This window comes from Actinokineospora auranticolor (assembly GCF_041897805.1).
Lineage (GTDB): Bacteria > Actinomycetota > Actinomycetes > Mycobacteriales > Pseudonocardiaceae > Actinokineospora > Actinokineospora auranticolor.
On the sequence record NZ_CP154825.1, the window covers coordinates 285,363 to 300,453 of the forward strand.

Consider the following 15,091-nt stretch of genomic DNA (forward strand, 5'->3'; position numbering starts at 1 on the left):
GAGGGGACGGAACGTGACGCAGGTCGCCGCGGGCAAGGGATGGGCGGGGGTGGCGTTGCCGGTCCGGGTGCACGACCTCCTGCTGGCCCTGGCGGGCAGGCTGGACGACGACGCGCTCGCCGACGCCAGGGAACTGCTGGCCTCGGCCGAGATCGACCGGTCGCTGGAGATGATCGCCGGGTGCCTGGTCGCCGGGCACGTGGGCATCGGCACGGCCGAGCGGGAGGAGCTGCTCGCGCTGTTCGGCGCCACCTACAGCGACCCCGGAGTGGTCGGCCGGGTGCGCGTCGCCGAGCCCGACCTGGTCACCCGCCACCGCTTCGCCGCGGGCAAGGTCGACGGCATCGGCCCGGAGGAGGGCGTAGCCGAAGCGGCCAGCCGAGTCCTCGAAGCCCTGCCCGACATCCGCGCGGTGTGGGCCGTCTGGCGCCTCACCCCGGCGGGCGCGGCTACGGGCGCGGTCCCGCACCGGGTCGTGCTGGTCGGCGTCGGCCCCACGGGCTCGGCGGCGGCCACCGCGTACCGGGTGGAGACGTCCCTGCGCCGGGCGGGCCTGACGGCGTCGGTCGAGGTCCTGCGGGACGGTACGGAACCGACGGACTACCACCACACGGCCATGCGCTACGCCACGGAGGTACAGGTGCCGCGCACACCGCCCGCGGTGGTGCCCAAAGGGAATCCTGTGAAGGCGTCGAAGAAGAAGATCGCCGAGCAGTGGATCCCGGCCTCTGAGGACATTCCGCCGTCCGCGCCTCCGGCTGACGACTCGCTGAACGACCAGGAGTTGGGCCTGCTGCGCCAGTTACAGGAGGAGTTGGCCCGTCGCGAGCAGACGGACCCGACTCAACCGGACTGGCAAGGCGACCTCGGCGCAGGCGGGCAGCCGTTCGACTGGCACGAGGCCAACAGCTCGACCATGGTCAACGGGCTGCCCCTGCAACCACCGGAGAGCAAGCACTCCTAGCTCCTGGCTCACGAAGCCCGGGCGGGTTCTCGTTGCTCCTGCTCCAAGGGGCGTGGTCGGTTCGTCGAGCCACCACGCTCCTGGCTGGTTGTTGGCAACTTGGACCCGTTCTTCTTCGCCGATCAGGTCGAAGCGCGCTCGTCGCGCGGTCCTGTCGCCTGCGGTCCGGTTCCGGCTTCACGGTGAACCGAAGCCAGTCGAGTCGATCTTGCTCGGCCGGGCTCTGTCCACATGCGCTGGAACCGTTGACGGGAAATCGCCGCCTTCCGTCGCGCTCTCGCTCCTGACGAACAGGACGTCCGGCAAGTGGGCCCGTCCATCGACTCGCTTTGATCTTGGTGTGGCGGGTTGCGGATGCAGCGCGGCCGGTCTGGGAATGATCCCCGGTGCGTGCCGCCGCTCGATGGACTCCGGAGCGTTCGTTCCGGCGGCGGGCATCCCTGGACCTGGCCGAATGGGATCGCGGACAAGGCGTGTTCGCCCATCGCCCTGCGCGGCCCTGTCGCCCGCTCTTCTGGCTCAAGGCGAACCAAGTCCGCCGAATTGATCTTGCTAGGCGGACCTCCATCCACATGCGCCGGAATCATCCACAGGAAATCGCCACCCCTTCCGCCGCACCCCACCCCCGATAGACTGGAGCAGGGCTGTCCCCCAAGAGGAGGGCGGGGGCTGCGCTTGGGCTCGGGGTGGGGCTTCACGAGGCGGCGGGATTGTGGCGGCGGGTGTTAGTTCCGCTGGGCGGCCTTGCTTGCGGTGTTCAGGATTCGCTGGATGTGGAGGCCGCGGTGGGCGTCTGCGCGGTGGGTGGTTTGTCCTGTGTGGACCATTGTGGTGAATTCGTCTAGGAGGGTTTTGTAGGAGTCTTGGGCGGGGGTTGAGCGGCCGGTCAGTTCGCGGTAGCCCGCTTCGCCGTAGACCGAGACCTCTGTGATGGTGGGGCGCATGGGTAGGCGCATCGACAGGGTTGCGGTGCTCGTGCGGGTGTCTTCGTGGGTGAGGACGAAGTTCCACAGGTCTGGTTCGCTGCGGTGTGCGGCGACCACGTCGGTGATCCGGCCGAGTGCGGCGTCCAGCAGGTCGAAGACGTGCGGTCCGATGTCGGCCAGCGCGCCGCCTTCGTGGCGCCAGGCGGACGACGAGTACGCGCCGCCGAGCAGGGCGCCGGAGAGCCAGCGGGCCGTGCCGCCCGCCCAGCCGTCGGTGCCGTCCAGGTCGGCCAGCCAGTCGACGACCTCCGGGGCGAACCGGCGGATGAACACGACGATCGACGCGACCCCCGCCTCCGCGACCGCGTCGGCCAGCCGCTCGGCGTTGGTGAGGGTGTCCGCGATGGGTTTCTCCAGCAGCACGTGCTTGCCCGCGCGGGCCGCCTTGATCGCGAGTTCGGTCTGGATCGCGGGCGGTACCGCGAACGCGACCGCGTCGACCTGGCCGAGCAGGGCGTCGAAGTCCGCGACGACCGGCGCCCCCAACTCCGCGGCGGCCTCCGGCCGTCGGGCCCACACCGCCGCCAGCTCGGTTCCCGGGTGCGCCAGCAGCCCCGGCGCGTGCACGTTCCGAGCCCACGGCCCGGCCCCGACCAACCCGACCCGCACCACGTCAGCGCTCATCTGCCCAATCCCTGGTTGAGGTACTCCAACTGCGCCCGCACCGACCACTCGGCGGCGGGCCAAAGCGACGGGTCGACGTCCGCGTAGACGTGTTCGACCACTTGGCGCGGTGTGGCGTCCGAACCGAGGTGCGCCAAGGCGGCGCGGATCTGGTCGAGACGCTGTTCGCGGTGGGTGAGGTATTCCTGCGCCACTACGGGCAGATCAGGCAAATCCGGGCCATGGCCGGGAAGAACACGCGTACCGGAGCGGAAGGCGATCAGAGTCCGCAGAGAGCTCAGGTAAGCGCCAAGAGAGCCATCCGGCGGCGGGGAGATCACAGTGGTGCCCCGGCCCAAAACCGTGTCGCCGGTAAGAACAGCGGGCTCGTCGTGGTTAACGGCAAGACACAGCGAATCCGCCGTGTGCCCCGGGGTGTGCAGTACCTCGATCTCCAACCCCGCAGCCACTACGACCTCGCGGTCGGTCAACGGCGCCCCATCGACACACAACGCGGGGTCGAACGCGCGGACCGGCGCAGCGGCGTGACGAGCGAGCCATGGCGCACCGCCAACGTGGTCGTCGTGGTGGTGGGTGATGAGGATTGCCTCGATGGTCCCTGCGGCGGCGACGATTCGCTCCAAGTGCGGGATGTCCTCATGGCCGGGATCGACCACTACGGCATCGGCGGACCCCGGAGCGCGCAGGATCCAGGTGTTCGTGCCGTCGAGGGTCATCACGCTGGGGTTGTCCTCCAACAACACCCCGGCGTACGGGGTGACCTGGCGGACGACGGCGTAGGCCGGGTGCGTCACGTCCCGCACACTATCGGCCCCCGGTGGCGGTTAGGGTCGATCCCGTGCCCGAACTGCCCGAGGAACTGGTCCTGCCCGCCGACCTGGTGCCCGCCGAGCCCCCGAACCCGCCGGTCACGCCGAAGGACGCCGCGACGGTCATGCTGGTCCGCGACCAGGACGGCCTGGAGGTGTTCCTGCTGCGCCGGGTCGTCGGCATGGCGTTCGCGGGCGGCATGACGGTCTTCCCCGGCGGCGGCGTGGACCGCCGCGACGCCGACGCCTCCGTGGCCTGGCACGGTCCGGACCCGGCCTGGTGGGCGGCGCGGTTCGGCTGCGACGAGGCGCTGGCGCGGGCGCTGGTGTGCGCGGCCGTGCGGGAGACGTTCGAGGAGTCCGGGGTCCTGCTGGCCGGGCCGGACGGGGACAGCGTCGTGGCGGACACGCGGCCGTTCCACGACGCGCGGCAGGAACTGGTCGAGCGGAAGTACTCGTTCGCCGGGTTCCTCGCCGACCACGGCCTGGTCCTGCGCGCCGACCTGCTGCGCCCGTGGGCCAACTGGGTCACCCCCGCCGAGGAGCCGCGCCGCTACGACACCCGCTTCTTCCTCGCCGCCATGCCCGAGGGCCAGCACGCCGACGGCGCCACTACGGAGGCCGAGGACGTTGCCTGGCGCCGACCGGCGGACGCCTTGGACGACTGGCGTTCCGGTGCCCGCGGTCTGCTCCCGCCCACCTGGATGGCCCTGGCCGAACTGTCCGAACGCGACTCCGTGGCCGCCGCCATGGCCGCGCCGCGGACCGTCGACAAGATCATCCCCAAGGTGGTCCGCACCGGCACCACCCTGCGCGTGATCCTCCCCGACGACCCCCGCTACCCCACGGCCGCCGCGCACCTCGACGCCCGCCCCGGCGACGCCCTGGACCTGCTCTAGCTCGCGCACCGCCCGGTCGACACCGGCTGGGACAGCGACGGCGCGCGGCCGACCTCGTCGCGGACCTCCGCCGCCGTCAGCGCGAATCCGGTCTCCGAGTTGTCCACCGCCGCGCCGAAGACGACGCCGATGACCTCACCCGCCGGGTTGATCAGTGGACCGCCGGAGTTGCCGCTGAGCACTTTGGCGCGCAGCGTGAACACGTCCCGGTTGACCGTCGACGCGTCGTAGATGTCCGGTCCGCGCAACGGGATCCGGTCGCGCACGCGCGCGGGGGACGCGGTGTACGGACCGTCGAGCGGGTAGCCCAAGACGATGCCGTCCTGGCCGCTCGCCGCGTCACCGGGGGCGAACGGCAGCGGGTCCACCTCCAGCCCCGGCACCGCCAGGATCGCCACGTCCGTCTCGGGGTCGTAGTGCACGACCCGGGCGCGCAGCGAGTCGCCCTGGACCTCTACGCCTACCTCGTCGGTGCCCGCCACTACGTGCGCGTTCGTCATCACCCGCTCCGGGGAGATCACGAACCCGCTGCCCTCCAGCGCCCGCTCGCACGACGGCGCCTTGGCGTTGACCTTCAGCACGCTCGGCTCGACCCGCCGCACCACCGCGCTGGCCTGCAGCGCCGGGTCGGGCGGGGCGACCTCGCGGTTCGGCGTGCGGTTGAACGGGTCGACCGCGGCCGGGAACCCGGAGACGTCCAACAGGCGCCGCAGTTCGTTGGGCAGCCCGCGCGCGGCCTGCGGCATGACCTCGTTGACCCCGCCGAGCACCGCCGAGTTGTTGATCGCCGAGGCCAGCCCCGGCAGCCCGCCGACGGTGGTCAGCGGCAGCGCGATCAGCCAGGCCACCACGAACACCACCGCGCCCTGCACGACCGCGCCCAGCGCGCTGTCCACGCCCGCGAGCTTCGGTGAGGAGATCTTCTGCCGCAGCGTCCGGCCGACCCACACGCCGAACGTCTCGCCCAGCGCCACCAGCAGCACGAAGATCGCCACCGCGAACGCGACCCGGGTCGGCGTCGAGTCGATCTGCTCGACCACCAGCGGCGCGATCTTGATGCCCGCGACCGCGCCGAGCAGGACCCCGATGAACGCGGGCAACGCGGTGATCACGCCCTGCCGCGCGCCGGACACCGCGGCCAGCACGGCGAGCGCGACGACGAGCACATCCACCCAGTTCACGCCCGGGACCTCCGATCCTCGACCAAGCGCCAGGCCAGGTCCAGGTCGCGCACGTCGTCGGCGTCCCAAGGACGCTCCCAGCCGCCCAGGGCGAGCAGCATGGTCAACAGGCCCGCGGTGAACCCCCAGATCAGCATGCCAGGGGCGGCGAAGGCGGGCCCGACGTAACCGCCCGCGTGCCGCACGCGGAACCGGTTCGCCGGGTCGGCCAGGTGCGACACGGGGATCCGGGCGACCGCCTGCGACTCGGCGGCGTCCACCGCCCACACCTTGCTCGGCTTCTCCCAGTGCGCCAAGACAGGCACGACGTTGTAACCGGACACGGGTACGTGCAGTTCGGGCAAGAGCGCTACCGGGCGCACCCCGGCCGGATCGAGCCCGGTTTCCTCTACCGCTTCCCGTAGTGCGGTGGAGACCGGTCCGTCGTCGGACTCCTCGGTTCGTCCCCCGGGGAAGGCGACTTGACCGGAGTGTCGACCGCCGTTGTTGGCGCGCAACTGGAAGAGGAGATCCGGGCCGTTGTCGTCCGTTTCGCCCAAGAGCATCAAGACAGCCGCATTGCGCGACCCGGGGCCGGGAGCGGCGAACCGCCGCCACAGGGACAGGTCCAGATCGCTCGTCGCGGCGACCACCGGGCCCAACCAGTCCGGCAGGGTGCCCGGGTCAACCAGCGGTCCGTGCGTGCTCATCGGCCCCCTCCGAGGTAGCGGTCCACCGCCGCCCGCACGTCGTCGACCGACCGGAACAGCCGCGGCTGGGCGACCATCGTGACCTTCCCGTCGGCGGCGACCAGGTACGAGGCGGGCAGCGCGTCCGGGACGCGCAGGCCGCGCTGGACCAGCCCGTCGCGGTCGAGCAGGTTCGGGTAGCGCACGCCCAGGGTGCGCAGCAGGTCGAGGCTGTCCTTGGCCGGGCTCTGCACCGCGACCCCCACGACCTCGACCGCGTCAGCGCCCGCCGCGTACTCCGCCAGCAGCGGCAGCTCGTCGCGGCACGGCGCGCACCAGGTCGCCCACACGTTCACGAGCACGGGCCTGCCCGCGAACACGGTGCCCGCGGTCACCTGCGACCCGTCGGCCATGCACTCGGCACGCGCGTCCCGCAGCTCCTGCGGCCCTCCCGAGCCGCTCGGGCACGGGGCCAGCGCGGCGGCTGCCCTGGCCCCGGTCAGGTCCGGTTCGGGTGGTGCGGGCGCCGCGCCTGGGTCACCGTCACCGCGTGGCCACACCGCGACGACCGCGGCGACCAGCAGGACGACCGCGGCCAGCACCCACCTGGTCCGGCTGTTCACCCGGTCGACTTCCCCGGCCGGTAGCCCGCCCGGGTCCGCTCCGCCAGCTCGACCAGGTGCGGCGCCTCGGCGCCCTTGACCAGCTTGGCGGCCTGGTCGGGGTCGGTCGGGCCGTCGCCGAAGGACGGGCAGTCGCGGTAGAGCAGGCAGGCGCCGCACGCGGGTTTGCGCGCGTGGCACACCCGGCGACCGTGGAAGATCACCCAGTGCGACAGCATCGTCCAGTCCTTGCGCGGGACCAGGGCGCCGATCGCGTGCTCGACCTTGACCGGGTCTTCTTCTTCTGTCCACCCCCACCGCCGGACGAGCCTGCCGAAGTGGGTGTCGACGGTGATGCCGGGCACGCCGAAGGCGTTGCCGAGGATCACGTTGGCGGTCTTGCGGCCGATGCCGGGCAGCTTGACCAGCGCGTCCAGCTTGCCGGGGATCTCACCGCCGTGCCGCTCCACCAGCGCCGCGCCCAGGCCGATGAGGGAACTCGCCTTGTTCCGGTAAAAGCCGGTCGGCCGGATCATCTCTTCCAGCTCGGTGCGGTCGGCACCGGCGTAGTCGGCCGCCGAGCGGTACTTGGCGAAGAGGGCCGGTGTCGTCAGGTTGACCCGTACGTCCGTGCACTGCGCGGACAGGATCGTGGCCACGGCCAGCTCGAGCGGTGTGGTGAAGTCCAGCTCGCAGTGCGCGTCCGGGTACCCCTCCGCGAGCGCGCGCGTCATCCTGCGCACCCTGCGGGTCAACGCGAGGTCGGTACCGCTGTCCTGGGGCGGGCGTCGGGTGGTGGGAGGCACCTCGATAGCCTACGGGCCGTCGGACAACCCGAAATGTGCCCCAGACGTCAACCAAGCTGACATCAACCACAGGGGCGAGGCCGGACCGGAGGCGGGTCCGACCCAGCCGAGGCCACGAAGCGAGGATCGACGACCATGGCTGTCTGGTTCGTGTTCGCGGTACCTTTAGTGATCATGTTCTTCGCGCTCTTCATGGAGCGCGTCGAGGCCCGGCTCCGGCACGTGGCGGTGCAGGAGACCGAGGTCGAGGAGTTCCTGGAGTCGGCGCGACCCGAAGAGGTCCGCGCGCTCTACGGCCACGGCATCGGCCGCGCGCTGGAGCTGTTCCGGCTGCGCAGGCTGGGTGGCCGCGCCGCCAAGCTGCGCGGTCGCCGGGGTCGCGACTAGGCGATAGGGTCATGCGGCTGGGGGGCGTGCCCGGTCCGCGCGACGATCCACACCGGAGGGTCGGCGAGCCGGTTAGGGATCATCGCCGCACGCCCTACACTGTATGTAGTTGTCGGCGGTGGCAGACCTTCGCCGCCGCCGAGTGGAAACAGGAGGACCGAGGTGGATGAGACCCTGGCCCGCGCGGGCATCTTCCAAGGGGTCGAGCCGGCCGCGGCCGAAGCGCTCGCTCAGACGTTGGAAGCGGTCGAGTTCCCGCGCGGACACGTGATCTTCGCCGAGGGCGAGCCCGGCGACCGGCTGTACATCATCCAGTCCGGCAAGGTGAAGCTCGGCCGCAAGTCACCGGACGGCCGGGAGAACCTGCTGGGCATCTTCGGGCCCTCGGACATGTTCGGCGAGCTGTCGATCTTCGACCCGGGGCCGCGGACGTCGACCGCGACCACGGTCACCGAGGTGCGCGCGGTCACCATGGACCGGCCCGCGCTGCGCCAGTGGATCGCCACCCGTCCGGAGATCGCCGAGCAGCTGCTGCGGGTCATCGCCCGCAGGCTCCGCCGCACCAACGGCATGCTCGCCGACCTGATCTTCACCGACGTGCCCGGTCGCGTCGCCAAGGCGCTGCTTCAGCTCGCGCAGCGCTTCGGCAGCCAGGAGGCCGGGCTGCTGCGGGTCACCCACGACCTCACCCAGGAGGAGATCGCCCAGTACGTCGGCGCCTCCCGGGAGACCGTCAACAAGGCGCTCGCCGACTTCGCCCACCGCGGCTGGCTGCGGCTGGAGGGCAAGAGCGTGCTGATCCTCGACCCCGAGCGCCTCGCGCGCCGCGCGCGCTAGAGGCTCAAGACAACGCAAGAGGGGCCCGGTCTGGGTAGACCGGGCCCCTCTTGCACGTCTTTGGCAGCGGAGAGGCCGGGCGCCGCCCCCGACGCGGCGCACCGACCTCCCGCCTTCGCGTGAACCATCCCCCGACGGCTCACGCTCCCCGCCCTCCGGACCAGGCCCCGACCCGTTGCCGGAGGGAACTCGTGGCGCGATGGGGGAACCATCGCACGGGTCCCCACCCCAAGCTCAAGTGGTTTCACCCTCAAGGACTCGCCGCGGTCCGGATCCGTTGCTCGGGTCCACGGAGAATCTCCACTACCGTTATCCGATCGATACATACCCCACTTTCTGGTGGCGCAAACCACGAATAATTACTGGTACGCCCGTACCGAAAAGCCGCATACTGGTACGCATGTCCCACTCCACCCGTCCCGCCGACTACCGCGCTGCCCTCACCACCCCCGGTGCCCGTGGGCCGGTGGTGGCGTCGCTGCTCGGTCGGTTGCCGATCGCCATGGTGGGTCTGTCGCTGCTGCTGTACGTGCAGAACCGCACCGGGTCCATCGCCACCGCGAGCCTGGTGTCGGCGGGGTCGCTGATCGGGGTCGCGATCGGGTCGGCCGCGCAGAGCCGGATCATGGACCGCGCCGGGCCCTCGCGGCCGCTGCTGGTCACCGCGTCGCTGTTCGCCGTCTTCGTCGCGCTCACGATCGTCGCCGTCGAGCGGCACGCGGCCACGTTCTCGCTGGTGGTACTCGGCTTCGCGGTCGGGCTCACCGAGCCGATGGTCGGCTCCGCCTCCCGTGCCATGTGGACCCGGCTGGTCCCGCCCGGGCCGACGCGCGACGCCGCGCTGGTCTACGAGGCGATCAGCCTGGAGGTGTTCTTCATCGCCGGACCCGCGGTGTCCGGGCTGCTGATCCGGCTGCCCTGGCCGGGAGCGGGCGTGGTCGTGGGCGCTGCCTGCCTGGTCATCGGCGCCGTGTGGTTCGCGCTGACGGCGACGATCAGGCAGTCGCGGCCGGAGCGCACAGGGCGCAAGAGCACGCTGCTCGGTCCGCTCGCGCACCCCGGTATGCGCACGGTCGCGATCGCGGCGATGGGCTTCGGCGCGGTCATCGGGTTCGTCGAGGTGGCCATCCCCGCCGCGGCGATCCGCGCGGGCGACCCGGGGGCGGGCGGGCTGCTGCTTGGGCTGCTGTCGATCAGCTCGGTCGCCTTCGGCGTGGTCTACGGGCTGCGCCCGTGGCCGCGGCCGATCGAGCTGCGGATGCCGGTCCTGCTCGGCGGTTTCGCGGTGATGGTGGGGTTGCTGGCGATCCCGACGTCGATGCTGTGGCTGGCACTGGTGACGTTGGTGGCCGGTTTGCTGGTCACCCCGCAGGCGACCACGCACTCGGCGGTGCTGGAGGTGGTGGCGCCGCCGGAGACCGCGACGGAGGCGTTCGGCTGGGTGATCACCTCGGTGACCGTCGGCATCGCGCTGGGGCAGCTGACCAGCGGGCAGCTGGTCAAGTACGTCGGGCTGTGGTCCTCGTACGTGGCGGCGACGCTGATGGGACTGGCGTTCGCGGCGGTTGTCTACGCTCGTAGAAAAACGGTGACCCGCTACTCGGACGCGACCGAACGGGAGCCCGCGCTCGCTGTCTAGTCACCCGATCAGGGCTGTGGACAACTTTCCGCGCCCTGTCGGTCCCCGAGGCTACGGTTCCCGGCATGGACCTGACCGTCACCACCGCAGACCTGGCCGCAGCCGCCGCCGACGTCGTCCGCCTCGTCCCGGGGCGGCTCATCGACCCGGTGCTCAGCGGCGTGCTGCTGACCGCTGACGCCACGGGCGTGGTCGTCGGCGCCAGCGACCGGGAGCGCACGGCCCGGGTGCGCCGCGGCGCGCTCGTGCACACCGAGGGCCGCGTGCTGGTGCCGGGCAAGCCCCTGGCCGAGACACTGCGGATGCTCGACCAACCCCAGGTGCGGCTGGTGGTCGAGGGCAGCATGCTCGCCATCCGGGCCGAAGGCGCGCGCTTCGCGCTCCCGCTGCTCGACGTCGACCTCCACCCCGGCCTGGGCACCCCCGCCCACACCGGCGTCCAGGTCTCCGGCGAACACCTGTCGTCGGCCCTGTCCACCGTCGCGACCACCGCGTCCCGCGACGAGGCCCTCCCGATCTTCACCGGCGTCCGCATCCGCACCGAGAACGAGCGGTTGGTGCTGCGCGCCACCGACCGGTACCGCATGGCCATCGCCACCGTCCCCTGCGCGGCCGAGGCCGAGTTGGACGTCATGGTCCCGGCGGCCCTGCTGGCCGAGGTGGGCAAGCAGCTGTCCCGAGCGGGCGAGGTCACCCTGGCCATGGACGCCAACCAGCTGACCCTCCGCTGGTCGGACACCGTCGTCACCACCGCCATCCTCGACGGCGCTTTCCTGAGCGAGAACAAGCTGAACCTGTCCGGAGTGGACACCACCGTCGTGGTCCACGCCGACACCCTCCTCGACGCCACCCGTCGCGTCGCCCTCTACTCGGACACCCGCGGCGTCATCAGCGTCGAGGTCGGCGACACAACGCTGCGCCTGCGGGCCACCGCCCAGCAGACGGGCGAGGCCGAGGAGTCCATCAAGGCCACCGTCACCGGGGGCCGCACCAGCCCGTCCTACCTGTCCCGCTACCTGCAGGACGCCCTACGCCCCTTCGGCGGCAGGGAGGTCCGCCTCGCCATCCAGCCGGGCATGCGCGCGACCATCCTCACCCACGTCGAACCCCAGGACATCGACCTCACCTACATCGTCATGCCCATGCTCCCGCCCAACCACTGACCCATCTCACCCAGACCGCACCCTCACCCACACCTCTCCGCCCGCCCACCGGTCACCCGGTCCCCACCGGGTCCCTGGCCATGACCGCACCCTCACCCGCCCGCAACCTCGCCTCTTCGCCCGCCCACTTGGTCACCCAATCCTCACCACGTCCCTGGCCTCCACCGCCCATCACGTGCCCAACCACTGCCACCGACCCAGCCTCCGGCCTTGCCGCAGCGCGCCGCCCATCCACCACAACGTTCGCCCGCCTGGCCCACTCCGCTGACCTCGCAGCCCACCTGGTGAACCCGCTTCGCTGGGGATTCGTCGAACCGCCGCGAGCCCTGCCTTGCCCCCGAGCCAGCGGCGTACGCCTCGGCAGGGAATTGCGCGGCAAGGTCGCGGCACCCGCCACCGATCTCTTGCCGCAAGGCCATCTCAATGCGGCAATCCGCTGACCGTCCTCCACCGCACCGTGGCCGGCCCGCTCAAGGCTCGGCAGCCGGCACGCCGACCCGCAGTGCCGTCTGGCTCGGCCTACCGGTGCTGCAAGCCGCGCGGCCGCACAGCCATCGCTCTGCCCCAGCCACCGCCCGCATCCGCAGGAGCGTCACCACCCGTGCCGCGAGCTGGTCGTCCCCAGCATCGACAGTCTGTGGATAACTTGTGGACAACCCCGCTCCAGACTGGGGACTGCCAGTGGATCGGTCATCCCTTCCTGGGGACAAATCCCGATATGGAAGGCAAAAGACCCACGTCACACCCAGTTCAAGCCCCACACCCAGCCTGTGGACAAGTTCCTCAGGGTCGCAGGTTCTTGATGAAGCTCGTCACCCGCGCGTTCGTCGCCTGCGGTGCTTCCTCGTGCGGGAAGTGGCCGACCTGGGGCAGCGTGTGGGTCTCGGTGTGGCCTGCGATCCACGGGGTCGACGACGGTCGGGTGCGGGGGAGGACCAGCGGGTCGTCCGCGCCGTAGAGCTGCAGGACCGGGGTCGTCAGCCTGCGGGCCATGGCCTCGGCGTACCGGCGGCCTTCGCTGCGGACCTGCGAGCGCAGGGCCCAGCGGTGGTATTCGAGGGCGCTGTGCGCGACGCCGGGGACCAGCATGGCCGCTCGGTACCGCTCGGCCGCCTCCGGCAGCTCCGGCCAGTACCGGCCCGACCACGACCGCAGCTGCCGCTCCACCGCCGCCGCGTCGTCGCGGGTCAGGCGGCGTTCGGGAAGGAGGGGGAGTTGGGCGCGGAACAGGTGGCCCAGGGCGCGCGCCTGGTTGCGGGGGGAGCGGCGCAGCGCGGTGCGGCCGATCTGGGCGCGCAGGGCCAGGGGGTGGGGTGCGGACACCGCGGTCACCGACGTGACCACGCGGGCGTGCAGTGCCGCGACGCTCCAGGCCAGGAGGCCGCCCCAGTCGTGGCCGACCAGGTGGGCGCTGGTCTCCCCGAGGGACTTGACCAGCCCCGCGACGTCGCCGGACAGGGTCCACGCGTCGTAGCCGCGCGGGGGTTTGTCGGAGTCGCCGTAGCCGCGCAGGTCGACCGCGACCGCGCGGAAGCCCGCGTCGCCCAGGGCGGTGAGCTGGTGGCGCCACGACCACCAGAAACCCGCGAAACCGTGCAGCAGCAGCACCAGCGGGCCCTCGCCGGTCTCGGCCACGTGCAGCCGGATGCCGTTGGCGTGGACGTCCCGGTGCGCCCACGGCCCGTCGATGCGGACGCTCGACGGGTCCAGCCGCGTCGCCATGCCCCGGGTCAGGGCTTGGGTTCGCCGCGGTGGGTCAACGCGGCGGCGGTGTCCTTGACCGTGGTGATCGTGCGTTCCGGTGCCCGGATGGCCTTGACCTTGCGCCAGCCGAGGAACGCGAACAGCGTGACGATGACCAGCATGAAGCCGAACACCATGCCGAACGCGGCGGAGCGCTTGAAGCCGACGTCGGCGAGCAGCTCGGCCAAGGCGAAGAAGAAGAAGATCGAGCTGTAGAGCAGGACCGACAGCGAGATGAAGAAGAAGATGCTGCCCTTGATCCCCTTCTTGACCTCCTTGGCCACCTCGGACTTGGCCAGCTCGACCTCGGCCCGGACCAGGGTGGACAGGTGGGTCGTGGCGTCCTTGACCAGGGCCCCGATGGACTGGTCGGCCCCCGCCGCGGTGGCGCGGTCGTCAGCCAGGGGGATCGAGGGGACTTGCGGCAGCCCCGAACCGTCTGCTTTTCCGTGCGCGCTGGTCACCTGCGTCATCGTGCCATGCTCGATCAGCGGAGGCCGTGTGGGCTTCTACCCCGCGTTTCGCGCGTCGCGCCCGCTCACCCCGCGCGGTGTGCCTTGCTCCGCCTGATCAGCGCGGCTGCCGCGAGCAGCGCCGCCGCGGCCGACGCCAGCAGCACCGCGGCCTTGGCCACCTCGGCGTCGGCGGGGGGCAGCGCCAACTCGGAGATCAACAGGCTGACGGTGAACCCGACCCCGCCCAGCAGCGCCACCGCGACCAGGTCCCGCTTGCCCAGCCCGGGTGGCAGCGCGCCGAGCCGCAGCCGCACGGCCAGCAGCGCCGACCCCGCGATCCCGACCAGCTTCCCCACTACGAGCCCGATGGCGACAGCCCAGGCCACTCGATCGCTCACAAGCCGGTTGAGGGCCTCCGCGCCGACCGGCACGCCCGCCGCGAAAAACGCGAAGACGGGCACGGCGACCCCTGCCGACCACGGTTGGAGGCGGTGTTCGAGCCGCAGCGCGGGGGCTTCTCGCTCGTACGGGTCCTTCTTGACCCTCGTCAGCAAGGCAAGCCCGACCCCGGCGAGGGTGGCGTGCACGCCGGATGAGTGCACTGCGAGCCACACGGCCACTACGAGCGGGACGTACACCCACGCCGTGGTGATCCTTCGACGTTGGAGGTACCAGTACAGGCCCAAGAGGACGATCGCGATGCCGAAGGAGACGAAGTTGATGGAAGCGGTGAAGAGGATCGCGATTAGCACTATCGCGCCCAAGTCATCCACTACGGCCAAACTCAACAGGAACACCCGCGCGCCGCTGGGCATCCCCGACCCGGTCAGCGCCAGCACCCCCAAGGCGAACGCGATATCCGTCGCCACCGGTATCGCCCACGCGGCGTCCGCGCGCGGATCACCCCAGGCAACGGCCAACGCCAGCACCGCGGGCACGACCATCCCGCCCAACGCGGCCACTACGGGCAACAACGCCGTCTTGAACTCGGACAGCTCACCCAGCACCAATTCGCGCTTGAGCTCCAGTCCCGCGACGAAGAAGAAGAGCGCCAGCAGACCGTCCTTGGCCCAGTCGCCGACGGTGAGGTCCAGGTGCAGGAAGTGTGGACCGACGACCGTGTCGCGGATGGACTCGTAAACCCCCGAGACAGGCGAGTTCGCCAACAACAAGGCGAGGGCGGCGGCGCCCAGCAGGACCATCCCGCCGACTGTCTCGGTGCGCAGGAAGCGGGCGAACTCCGTGAGGGTCTTGGGGGCGTGCGGGCGGCGACGGCGTGACAAGGGCTGCTCCAGGGTAGGGCGGATCCATTGCCGACCAGACTTCCC

At 71.3% G+C, this 15,091-nt stretch carries 15 protein-coding genes; 6 read left to right on the forward strand and 9 right to left on the reverse strand.

Annotated features, from left to right (window positions below):
- Positions 1-13 precede the first annotated feature (13 nt).
- Positions 14-964, forward strand: a complete 951-nt coding sequence (locus V5P93_RS01470; protein WP_104480803.1) for a hypothetical protein — start codon at positions 14-16, stop codon at positions 962-964.
- A gap of 725 nt (positions 965-1,689) precedes the next feature.
- On the opposite strand, the gene V5P93_RS01475 is transcribed toward V5P93_RS01470, so the two are convergent.
- The gene (locus V5P93_RS01475) at positions 1,690-2,574 is read right to left on the reverse strand and encodes a Gfo/Idh/MocA family protein (RefSeq protein ID WP_104480802.1); all 885 of its coding nucleotides are present in this window, start codon (positions 2,572-2,574) and stop codon (positions 1,690-1,692) included.
- Positions 2,571-3,368 (reverse strand): MBL fold metallo-hydrolase, encoded by a 798-nt coding sequence (locus V5P93_RS01480; protein WP_104480942.1) that lies wholly within the window; start codon positions 3,366-3,368, stop codon positions 2,571-2,573. Before V5P93_RS01480 ends, V5P93_RS01475 begins: the two co-directional genes overlap by 4 nt.
- A gap of 44 nt (positions 3,369-3,412) precedes the next feature.
- Between V5P93_RS01480 and V5P93_RS01485 the strand changes: the two genes are divergently transcribed.
- Entirely contained in the window at positions 3,413-4,282 is an 870-nt protein-coding gene (locus tag V5P93_RS01485; protein ID WP_104480801.1) for an NUDIX domain-containing protein, read from the forward strand.
- On the opposite strand, the gene V5P93_RS01490 is transcribed toward V5P93_RS01485, so the two are convergent.
- From V5P93_RS01490 to nth, 4 genes are read right to left on the reverse strand one after another with little or no spacing between them, the layout of a single operon-like run.
- Positions 4,279-5,463: a MarP family serine protease gene (locus tag V5P93_RS01490; RefSeq protein WP_104480800.1), complete on the reverse strand. Its 1,185-nt coding sequence runs from the start codon at positions 5,461-5,463 to the stop codon at positions 4,279-4,281. The two genes, V5P93_RS01485 and V5P93_RS01490, sit on opposite strands and share 4 nt — an antisense overlap.
- Positions 5,460-6,152 carry a CoA pyrophosphatase gene (locus tag V5P93_RS01495; RefSeq protein WP_104480799.1) on the reverse strand — a complete coding sequence of 231 codons (693 nt, stop codon included), beginning with the start codon at positions 6,150-6,152 and terminating at the stop codon, positions 5,460-5,462. The genes V5P93_RS01490 and V5P93_RS01495 overlap by 4 nt, the downstream gene beginning before the upstream one ends.
- On the reverse strand, positions 6,149-6,754 hold the full coding sequence (locus V5P93_RS01500; protein ID WP_104480798.1) for a TlpA disulfide reductase family protein: 606 nt from the start codon (positions 6,752-6,754) through the stop codon (positions 6,149-6,151). Before V5P93_RS01500 ends, V5P93_RS01495 begins: the two co-directional genes overlap by 4 nt.
- Positions 6,751-7,467 (reverse strand): endonuclease III, encoded by a 717-nt coding sequence (gene nth / locus V5P93_RS01505; protein ID WP_104480797.1) that lies wholly within the window; start codon positions 7,465-7,467, stop codon positions 6,751-6,753. Before nth ends, V5P93_RS01500 begins: the two co-directional genes overlap by 4 nt.
- A gap of 207 nt (positions 7,468-7,674) precedes the next feature.
- Between nth and V5P93_RS01510 the strand changes: the two genes are divergently transcribed.
- From V5P93_RS01510 to dnaN, 4 genes are all read left to right on the forward strand, one after another.
- Positions 7,675-7,926 (forward strand): hypothetical protein, encoded by a 252-nt coding sequence (locus V5P93_RS01510; protein WP_104480796.1) that lies wholly within the window; start codon positions 7,675-7,677, stop codon positions 7,924-7,926.
- Between the two features lie 162 nt (positions 7,927-8,088).
- Complete coding sequence (locus tag V5P93_RS01515) at positions 8,089-8,763, forward strand: Crp/Fnr family transcriptional regulator (RefSeq protein WP_018683904.1); 675 nt, start codon at positions 8,089-8,091, stop codon at positions 8,761-8,763.
- A gap of 400 nt (positions 8,764-9,163) precedes the next feature.
- Positions 9,164-10,402 (forward strand): MFS transporter, encoded by a 1,239-nt coding sequence (locus V5P93_RS01520; protein ID WP_104480795.1) that lies wholly within the window; start codon positions 9,164-9,166, stop codon positions 10,400-10,402.
- 65 nt (positions 10,403-10,467) lie between these two features.
- Positions 10,468-11,565 (forward strand): DNA polymerase III subunit beta, encoded by a 1,098-nt coding sequence (dnaN, locus tag V5P93_RS01525; protein WP_104480794.1) that lies wholly within the window; start codon positions 10,468-10,470, stop codon positions 11,563-11,565.
- 783 nt (positions 11,566-12,348) lie between these two features.
- Here the strand turns inward: dnaN and V5P93_RS01530 are convergent.
- The 3 genes from V5P93_RS01530 to nhaA all read right to left on the reverse strand — a co-directional run bounded on the left by V5P93_RS01530 (position 12,349) and on the right by nhaA (position 15,046).
- Positions 12,349-13,287 carry an alpha/beta fold hydrolase gene (locus V5P93_RS01530; RefSeq protein WP_104480793.1) on the reverse strand — a complete coding sequence of 313 codons (939 nt, stop codon included), beginning with the start codon at positions 13,285-13,287 and terminating at the stop codon, positions 12,349-12,351.
- Between the two features lie 8 nt (positions 13,288-13,295).
- Positions 13,296-13,781 carry a phage holin family protein gene (locus V5P93_RS01535; RefSeq protein ID WP_104480792.1) on the reverse strand — a complete coding sequence of 162 codons (486 nt, stop codon included), beginning with the start codon at positions 13,779-13,781 and terminating at the stop codon, positions 13,296-13,298.
- Between the two features lie 65 nt (positions 13,782-13,846).
- Positions 13,847-15,046 carry a Na+/H+ antiporter NhaA gene (nhaA, locus tag V5P93_RS01540; protein WP_104480791.1) on the reverse strand — a complete coding sequence of 400 codons (1,200 nt, stop codon included), beginning with the start codon at positions 15,044-15,046 and terminating at the stop codon, positions 13,847-13,849.
- Between the last annotated feature and the right edge of the window lie 45 nt (positions 15,047-15,091).